Source organism: Mesorhizobium sp. M7A.F.Ca.US.014.04.1.1 (genome assembly GCF_003998745.1).
Classification (GTDB): Bacteria; Pseudomonadota; Alphaproteobacteria; order Rhizobiales; family Rhizobiaceae; genus Mesorhizobium; species Mesorhizobium ciceri.
In genome coordinates this window covers 1-7,994 of record NZ_RZRW01000262.1, presented here as the reverse complement: position 1 = coordinate 7,994, position 7,994 = coordinate 1, and the positions used below count along the sequence as shown (strand labels likewise).

The window sequence follows — 7,994 nt, the reverse complement described above, 5'->3', positions numbered from 1 at the left end:
GGATCGCGGGACCCATGCGGTCGAAGAAGATGAACGGACCGACCAACCGCCTTTTTGCCGTTGGCAGGGCACGGCGCACCTGAAAACCACCGATGTCCTTGGCGTTCGGAATGACCATCAATTCGATCTGATCGCTGGCGAACGCATCGCCCACCTCAGGGTCTTTCCCGGGGAAGAAGCTCATGGACTCTCCTTGTCGGTGGTCGAAGGCCGCCTGGCCGCATCAGGCAAAGCGGATGGCCGCCTTTGCCCGCAGCTTGGCCGCCACCTCTTCGCGATTGCGCGGATGCTGATGGGTTTCCAGGGAATCGAGCAGTTCGCGCGCCGAGGCCGCGATGGCGTCGACGGCATGATCGAAGGCGTGCTGGTTCTGCTTCGAGGGTCGCGTCGTTCCGCTCAGCTTGCGGACGAACTGAAGGGCCGCGTCGCGCACCTCGTCATTGGTTGCCGGCGGATCAAAATTGAACAGGGTCTTGATGTTTCTGCACATCGCTTCCGTATCTCCTCTTGTCCTTGAGCTGTTTCAATCGCAACGAGTTATATCCTCGATCATGATCATGTCCAAAAACCGGTGAGGCGAGGCCATCGTTCGGACCGGCCTCAATCCGCGTCGAGCGGCTCCGTTCCAACCGGCTTGCCGTCGCGCGACAGCCTGATCTTCTCGACCTTGTCCTCGGCGGCCTTCAGCAGCCGGTCGCAATGCGCCTTCAGCGCCTCGCCACGTTCATAGATCCTGATCGACTGGTCGAGCGGCACGTCGCCACGCTCCAGATCATCGACGATCTTCTCCAGCGCATCGAGTGCCTGCTCGAAGCTCATCGCCTTGACGTCTTCGTTGGTCTCACCAGCCATCGTTCATCCTTTCATCAGTCGCCCGACATGGGCGGCGACCGAAAATGCCAATCCCTGCAGATCGTAGCCGCCCTCGAGCAGGCTGACGAGCCGGTTGCCGCTGTGGCGTGCCGCGCGCTGCATCAGCTGGCCGGTCGCCCAATCGAAATCATCCTCGGTCAGATTGATCTCGGCCAGCGGATCGCGGTGGTGCGCGTCGAACCCGGCCGAAATGATGATCAGGTCGGGCGCGAAATTGTCGAGCGCGGGCAGGACGCGCGACAGGAAGGCATCGCGAAACACTTCGCTGCCGGTCTGCGGCGCCAGCGGTGCGTTGACGATGTTGCCGGCGCCCGTTTCGGTCTTCGCTCCGGTGCCGGGATAAAGCGGCATCTGGTGTGTCGAGCAATAGAGCACCGAGGGATCGTCCCAGAAAATATCCTGCGTGCCATTGCCGTGATGCACGTCCCAGTCGACGATGGCAACGCGCTCGACACCGTGTTTCTTCTGCGCATAACGCGCCGCGATCGCCGCCGTGTTGAACAGGCAGAAGCCCATGGCCGTGGTCTTTTCGGCATGATGGCCGGGCGGCCGGGCGGCGACGAAGACGTTGTCGGCGCGGCCCGAAAAGACATCATCGACGGCGGCGTTGGCGGCGCCGATCGCGGTGATCGCCGCTTGCCAGCTCTTCGGACTGGCAGTGGTGTCGGCATCGATGCGGGCAATCCCCTCGTCGGGAATGGCGGCGCGCACGCGGGCGACGAAATCGGCGGGATGCGCGTAGAGGATGGTGGCCTCGTCGCCTTCCGGCGCCTGGATACGATCGAGCCCGGCAAAGGCTTCCTCGTCGAGCACGCGCTCGATGGCACGCAGGCGGTCGGGCCGCTCGGGATGTCCGGGCGGCGTGAGATGCTCGAGGAAGATCGGATGCGTGTAGAGACGGGTGGTCATCGTCCTAATCTAGTGACCCGGATCGACAAAGGCCATGCACGGGCGGCCGATGACTGGGGAAAATCGCGCCTGCGTCCATTCGTGTCGCCGCAGGCATTGGCCTCGCCGGCGCTTCGGCGTAAAGTCCTTGGCACTGCCTGGTGCCCGCCGCAAGCGGGAGAATCGGGAACACGGTTGAATTCCGTGGCGTGCCCAACGCTGTGAGGGGGACCGCGCCGGTAAATGCCACTGTCGATGACGGGAAGGCACCGGACGCGGGTTGATCCCAAGCCAGAAGACCGGCCTGGCAGGCATCGTCATCCGCATGGTCGGGCGGGTGGCATCAGAGCGACGTGCGTCCATTTGGACGCACAAAGTACGCTCTGACCGTTTTGAATCTGCAATCGCAAGGGGACAAGCGATGCCGGAACATATGACCGCTGCCATTGACGATGGATTCGACCAGAATGCGCGCGATGCGGTCTATCGCGCCATGTTCACGCGGCGCGACGTGCGCAGCCATTTCCTGCCCACCGCGATCGATGACGACGTGCTGGCGCGGCTGCTGCTTGCCGCCCATCACGCGCCATCGGTCGGCTTCATGCAGCCATGGAATTTCATTGTCATTCGCGATGCCGGACGACGAGCGGAGGTGCGCGACCTGTTCCTGGCCGCGCGCGAGCAGGAACTGCCGGCGATCGAGGCGGAAAAACAGGCGCTGTACCGCAAGCTCAAGCTGGAAGGCATCTGCGAGAGCGCGCTCAACATCTGCATCACTTGCGACCGGCAGCGCTCGAAGGGTTCGCCGCTGGGACGCTGGCACAATCCGGAGATGGATCTCTACAGCACCGTCTGCGCGGTGCAGAATTTCTGGCTGGCCGCGCGTGCCGAGGGCGTTGGCGTCGGCTGGGTGAGCATCATCGAGGCTGAGGCGCTGAAGCGGCTGTTGGCCATTCCGGATCACGTAACGCCAATCGCCTATCTCTGCGTCGGCCGTGTTTCCGAGTTCGCTTCCAAACCGGACCTTGAAACGCATGGTTGGGGACGGCGGCTGCCGCTGCCGGAACTGATCATGAGCGAGACGTTTTCCGGGCAAGGCGAGACACAGCTCAAGTCCACCGTGGCGCGCCTCAACACCGTTTCTGCCTCACCAGACACCACCTGCCCGGCCGATCAGGGTGTGGCGCCGGCCGTACCCCAGCGCGAACCGCCGAAGGAGGCGAGCGCCTTGTCCTTGAGCTCCCTGAACTTCGACGACGCCTCGGCCAACCGGGCGTCCCAGGCCGGATCCGGCACCTGGCCCGCGATGGTCTTGAAATAGACCTGCATCAGGCAAGCGATGGCGAAAGGCTCGATGAAGGCCGCCTTGAATGCCCAGGCGAAGACGATGGCGAGCACGAAGGCCCAGCCGGCGAGCTGGCCGGGCATCAGGAACAGAATGGCGCCGGCAGGCGCCAGCATCATCAGAAAGATGACGAACGACACGCCCCACATGATGACCGCCAGCCAGACGGCGTTCTTGACCATGACCTTGCCGTTCTGGGCATAGAGCACGACGCCTTGGCGCGCCGTCTCGAAGGGTGAGGCTGAATTGATGCGGATGTTGTAACCGAGGATGATCTCGTCGACATAGGTCAGCGACAGGCGGATCACCGTGTTGATGAAGGAGACCAGGCCGCTCAGGCCCGGTATCGGCAGGAAGGCGGCGATACCGCCGAGCAGGCCGGTGATGGCGCGGATGGCACCCTTGACGAGCTGGTCGACGACGAAAAGGATATTGGCCTCGGCAAAACGCTGGGTGACGACATCCCTGGCGTAGGCGATCTGGTCCTGACCGCCGGGAATGTCGCGGCCGTCGATCAGATGAACCATGACGGCGATGTGGCCGGCCTTGACGATATAGAGGATGTATTCGCGGATCCAGTAGACCGCGATCGAGACGATGCCAAACCCGACCACGCCGCCCCACAGGGCAAAGGACATGGGCCCGTCGGGATCGGTGGAGATATGGCCGACGCCATAGCCGACCGAGGCACCGGTGCCGGTCGCCATGATGTAGGCCAGCGTGATGCCGAAATAGACGATCATACGAAAGACGATGAACGGCCAGGTCCGCATCATGATGGACACCGACCGGCCGATCTCGAAATCCCACATGTGCCCCTCCGCCTCAGAGATGGTGGAAGAGGATGAACTCAACCCGGCGATTGTCAATTGCCGGCCCTGGCACCACAGGGCGACGAATTCTGGGCAACGGTTTTCTTTCGCAGCCTTTCGCCGGCGCATTGTCTGACGGAGCATCAAACGAAAAACCCGCCTGTGCGGCGGGTCACCGGCGCAAATCAGCACCATGGACGAATATGTACCTTAGCTGAGGGCAGGTGTCAAGAAAAAATTCCTATCGGGAACAGCTGCCGGCACGAAAAGCTCCGGTGGGAACTTCAATTCGACTGCGGATCCGGCTTCTTGAGCAGGCCTTCGAGCAGTTGCTTGAACGCCGTCACCACCTTCTTGGACGTCGCTTCGGGGTCGTCCGAATTGGCGATCCGTTGCGCTGCCTGGCTGCTCGCTCCGTTGATCAGTCGCGAGGCCGTCTCGGGGTCGAGGCTCGAGACAACGACCCCCTCCTCCTGCAGCGCGGTCAGATGGTCGGTCATTGACACGATGCACGCACTGGCATTCGGCCATTGCGCTGGATCCCCCAGCACGGCCGGGCCATCCCGGAACATGATGCGCTGGATTTCCGGCTCCAGCGCCATCTCGATATAGGTCGAGCACTCGTCGACGAAATGCTGCCAGCGGGTCGGCGCTCTCGACGCGACCTCATTGATGCGCGCCGCCATTTCGCCGTCGATCTGGGCTATGACCGCCTGCAGCAGCCCCTTCTTGTCGCCGAAATGATGATAGAGCGCGCCGCGCGTCAGCCCGGCCGAAGCGGTGAAATCATCCATCGAGGCTTCCGCATAGCCTGTTGTGCCGAAGGCATGGCGGGCCGCCGCGATCAGCTTTGCGCGCGTCTCGGCGATCATCTCCTTGCGGGGTCTGTGCATGGCTTCTGGCCCTATTCACATACGTAACGTATGCCAATTGACATACGCGGCGTATGCTCTATTTAACAATCATACGCTTCGTATGTAATTGCCGAATCGTCCTTTGTCGAGGAACCACCCATGCAAAATCCCTATGCGGAAATCTTTCGTGCCCCCGGAACCAAGGGCTTTGCGGCCGCCGGATTCATGGCGCGCCTGCCGATCGCCATGGCGCCCATCGGCATCGTGGCGATGCTGTCGCAGACGCGTGGCGAATACTGGCTGGCCGGAGCCGTCTCGGCAACATACGCGCTGGCCAACGCTTTCGTTGCGCCGCAGATATCCAGACTGGTGGACCGCCTGGGCCAGACACGGATCGTCGTGCCCACCACCATCATCGCGGTGCTGGCTTTCGCCGTCCTGATAGCGGCGGCCAACCAGGACTGGCCGGTGTGGACGCTGTTCGTGTCGGCCTTACTGGCCGCGGCCATGCCAAGCATGCCGGCGATGGTGCGGGCGCGCTGGACAGAGATTTTCCGCGGACGGCCGCAGATGAACACCGCATTCGCCTTCGAGTCCGCGGCCGATGAACTGGTCTATATCGCCGGGGCATCGCTATCGGTCGGTCTCAGTGCTGCCCTGTTCCCGGAAGCCGGCGTTCTGGTGAGCACATTATTTCTCGCATTCGGATCAGCGGCCTTCATCCTGCAACGCTCGACGGAGCCGCAAGTGCGGCCGGTGGACCATGGCTCAAGCGGCTCGGCGATCCGCCTGCGGCCGGTTCAGATCATCACCTTCGCCCTGATCTTCATCGGCGCGACCTTCGCGACGACGGAAGTCAGCACCGTGGCGATCACCAAGGAGCTTGGCCAGCCCGGCGCCGCCAGCCTTGTCATCGGCGTTTATGCGCTGGGATCGTTCGTGCTCGGCATCATCGTCGGCGCGCTCAGCCTGAAGGCGCCGCTGCAACGCCAGTTGGCCATCGCAGTCGCCCTCGTCGCGCTCGGCACGCTGTTGCCGCTCACCGCCGACACCGTGCCACTGCTGGCGCTGACCGTGTTCATCAGCGGCGTGGCGATCTCGCCGACCTTCATCACCGCCTTCGGCCTGATCGAGCGGCATGTGCCGGAGGCGATGCTGACCGAAGGCATTACCTGGGTCATGACCGGCATCGGCATCGGCATGGCGCTCGGCTCGTTCGCGGCCGGCGCGGTGGTCGATGCGTTCGGTGCCCAGAACGGGTTCTGGGTCTCTGTGGCTTCAGGCACGATCGCGCTGGCCACGGTGCTGCTTGGCCAGCGCAGCCTTGCCACGGCTGAGTGCGAGACGGACGGATGCGAAGCAGCCGCGATTGCTGCGGAATAGTTCCGGCGCGCCCGGGCCTTAGGCCGGGCGCGCCGCTCTAGGCAGCCGGGCCTGAAATATTGACTCTTCTTGGGTGCGCCAATGCCAAAACTATCGTTGGCGCCCCGTGCAGAATCACCTCTTTTTCGAAGACGAAGCCACATTTCTCCAGCACCCGTCGCGAAGCCGGATTGGCGGGGCGGACGAGGCCGACAACCCGATCGGCACGCAAGGGGCCGAACGCGGTGCGCAGTGCTTCCGTCACCAATTCCGTGGCATAGCCATGTCCCCAGCTCGCCGGATGAAGATGATAGGACAGGTTCAGACCGTCGAAATCCGCCGATACCGTGACGCCGCCGAAGCCGACCAGCTTTTCATCCGCCTCGACCGCCCAGCGGCCAAAGCCGTGCTTGTGCCAATGACCGATGTCGCGCGTCAGCCGCGCGGCGCTCTGCTGGGCTGTATCCGGGACAGGGCCCGGACGATGCGCAACAAGTTCCCGGCGCGAAAAGAGATCGATCAGGAAATCCAGATCAGCCTCTTCTGGGCGGCGCAGCAAAAGCCGCTCGCTGCGCTGGCTGGAAGGCAGGGACGCATTCATCCGTCTTCTCCGGCAACCGGATCGACGGGAGGCTCAGAGGATCTCGGTCTTGGCGATGTGGATGCCAAAACCTTCAAGGCCGACATAGTGGCGTTCGCGCGAGGCGATCAGGTTGATCGAGGAGATGCCGAGATCCTTGAGTATCTGGGCGCCTAGCCCGATCTCGCGCCACTCGTTTTCACGGCGGCGCGCCTCTTCGTGATCCTCGCGGTCGCCGCTTGCCGGCCGCTTGCGCTCCTGATGCGCAACGCCGACGGAGCCTTCTCTGAGATAGACGATGACACCGCGCCTGCGCTCGCCCATTGTCTTCATGATGGCGTCGAGCCGGTGGCTGGTGCCGAAGACATCGGTCACCACATCCTCCGAATGCAGACGCACCGGCACGTCCTCGCCGTCACGAATGTCGCCGCAGACGATGGCGATGTGATGCATGGAGTCCCACGGCAGCGTGTAGGTGAAGACCTGTGCCTTGCCGCCGAGCGTGTCGATTTCCGAGCAGGCGACGCGTTCGACCAGCGTTTCCTTGCGCTGCCGGTAGGCGATGAGGTCGGCGACCGAAACCTGCTTGAGGCCATGCTCCTCGGCGAAAGCCTGCACCTGCGGACCGCGCTTGACGGTGCCGTCATCATTGACCAGCTCGGAAATGACGCCAACCGGCGGCAGGCCGGCGAGCTTGCACAGATCGACCGCTGCTTCGGTATGGCCTGAGCGCATCAGCACGCCGCCTTCGCGCGCGATCAGCGGGAAGATGTGGCCGGGCCGGACGAAATCCGGGCCACCGACATTGCCGTTGGCAAGATTGCGAACGGTCAAAGTGCGATCTTCGGCCGAGATGCCGGTCGTGGTGCCATGCTTGAAATCGACACTGACGGTGAAAGCGGTGGTGTGGGCGGAATCGTTGTCGGCGACCATGGGGGCAAGGTTCAGCCGCTTGGCTTCTTCGCGCGGCATCGGCGTACAGACGATGCCGGAGGTGTGGCGAACGATGAACGCCATCTTTTCGGGCGTGCAGTGGACAGCGGCGACGATCAGGTCGCCCTCGTTCTCGCGCCCGTCATCATCCATGACGACGACGATCTCGCCGCGTTCGAAAGCACGCAGGGCTTCGACGATTTTCTTCTGGTCGTAAGGCATAAGTGCTCGCTTTGCTCGCAGGGGAATAAGGGAGTAGGGCAGTAAGGGAGTAGGGAAAAGCAAAAAGATTTGGCCGGCCGGGCTAAGAGCGCAACATATTCCCCTATTCCCCTATTCCCCTATTC

At 63.0% G+C, this 7,994-nt stretch carries 8 protein-coding genes, 2 pseudogenes and 1 riboswitch; of the genes and pseudogenes, 2 read left to right on the top strand and 8 right to left on the bottom strand.

Going from position 1 to position 7,994, the window contains the following annotated elements; translation table 11 throughout:
* The 4 genes and pseudogenes from EOA22_RS18130 to EOA22_RS18115 form a co-directional block, all read right to left on the bottom strand.
* A pseudogene (locus tag EOA22_RS18130) lies at positions 1–184 on the bottom strand (hypothetical protein); the annotation flags it as partial.
* A gap of 39 nt (positions 185–223) precedes the next feature.
* Complete coding sequence (locus EOA22_RS18125; protein ID WP_013532791.1) at positions 224–490, bottom strand: DUF2277 domain-containing protein; 267 nt, start codon at positions 488–490, stop codon at positions 224–226.
* Positions 491–600: 110 nt separating this feature from the next.
* Complete coding sequence (locus EOA22_RS18120; protein ID WP_013532792.1) at positions 601–852, bottom strand: exodeoxyribonuclease VII small subunit; 252 nt, start codon at positions 850–852, stop codon at positions 601–603.
* Between the two features lie 3 nt (positions 853–855).
* On the bottom strand, positions 856–1,782 hold the full coding sequence (locus tag EOA22_RS18115; RefSeq protein WP_063167671.1) for a histone deacetylase family protein: 927 nt from the start codon (positions 1,780–1,782) through the stop codon (positions 856–858).
* 121 nt (positions 1,783–1,903) lie between these two features.
* A riboswitch (cobalamin riboswitch) is annotated at positions 1,904–2,084 on the top strand.
* Between the two features lie 2 nt (positions 2,085–2,086).
* Between EOA22_RS18115 and bluB the strand changes: the two are divergent.
* Positions 2,087–2,812 (top strand): annotated as a pseudogene (bluB, locus tag EOA22_RS38935) (5,6-dimethylbenzimidazole synthase); the annotation flags it as partial.
* Between the two features lie 122 nt (positions 2,813–2,934).
* On the opposite strand, the gene EOA22_RS18105 reads toward bluB, so the two are convergent.
* Both EOA22_RS18105 and EOA22_RS18100 read right to left on the bottom strand, forming a co-directional pair.
* On the bottom strand, positions 2,935–3,918 hold the full coding sequence (locus EOA22_RS18105) for a hypothetical protein (protein ID WP_063167669.1): 984 nt from the start codon (positions 3,916–3,918) through the stop codon (positions 2,935–2,937).
* A 284-nt stretch (positions 3,919–4,202) separates the two neighbouring features.
* Complete coding sequence (locus EOA22_RS18100; RefSeq protein ID WP_013532796.1) at positions 4,203–4,811, bottom strand: TetR/AcrR family transcriptional regulator; 609 nt, start codon at positions 4,809–4,811, stop codon at positions 4,203–4,205.
* A 120-nt stretch (positions 4,812–4,931) separates the two neighbouring features.
* Here EOA22_RS18100 and EOA22_RS18095 point away from each other — a divergent pair, with 120 nt between their 5' ends.
* Positions 4,932–6,155 carry an MFS transporter gene (locus EOA22_RS18095; RefSeq protein WP_063167668.1) on the top strand — a complete coding sequence of 408 codons (1,224 nt, stop codon included), beginning with the start codon at positions 4,932–4,934 and terminating at the stop codon, positions 6,153–6,155.
* A gap of 37 nt (positions 6,156–6,192) precedes the next feature.
* Here EOA22_RS18095 and EOA22_RS18090 read toward each other — a convergent pair whose 3' ends face one another.
* Both EOA22_RS18090 and ribB read right to left on the bottom strand, forming a co-directional pair.
* Positions 6,193–6,735: a GNAT family N-acetyltransferase gene (locus EOA22_RS18090; protein ID WP_063167667.1), complete on the bottom strand. Its 543-nt coding sequence runs from the start codon at positions 6,733–6,735 to the stop codon at positions 6,193–6,195.
* A gap of 33 nt (positions 6,736–6,768) precedes the next feature.
* Positions 6,769–7,869 carry a 3,4-dihydroxy-2-butanone-4-phosphate synthase gene (gene ribB, locus EOA22_RS18085; protein WP_127390121.1) on the bottom strand — a complete coding sequence of 367 codons (1,101 nt, stop codon included), beginning with the start codon at positions 7,867–7,869 and terminating at the stop codon, positions 6,769–6,771.
* Between the last annotated feature and the right edge of the window lie 125 nt (positions 7,870–7,994).

Coding starts and splice junctions, on each gene's coding strand:
- EOA22_RS18125 (WP_013532791.1), bottom strand. CDS start 490: ATGTGCAGAAACATCAAGACCCTGTTCAATTTTGATCCGCCGGCAACC.
- EOA22_RS18120 (WP_013532792.1), bottom strand. CDS start 852: ATGGCTGGTGAGACCAACGAAGACGTCAAGGCGATGAGCTTCGAGCAG.
- EOA22_RS18115 (WP_063167671.1), bottom strand. CDS start 1,782: ATGACCACCCGTCTCTACACGCATCCGATCTTCCTCGAGCATCTCACG.
- EOA22_RS18105 (WP_063167669.1), bottom strand. CDS start 3,918: ATGTGGGATTTCGAGATCGGCCGGTCGGTGTCCATCATGATGCGGACC.
- EOA22_RS18100 (WP_013532796.1), bottom strand. CDS start 4,811: ATGCACAGACCCCGCAAGGAGATGATCGCCGAGACGCGCGCAAAGCTG.
- EOA22_RS18095 (WP_063167668.1), top strand. CDS start 4,932: ATGCAAAATCCCTATGCGGAAATCTTTCGTGCCCCCGGAACCAAGGGC.
- EOA22_RS18090 (WP_063167667.1), bottom strand. CDS start 6,735: ATGAATGCGTCCCTGCCTTCCAGCCAGCGCAGCGAGCGGCTTTTGCTG.
- ribB (WP_127390121.1), bottom strand. CDS start 7,869: ATGCCTTACGACCAGAAGAAAATCGTCGAAGCCCTGCGTGCTTTCGAA.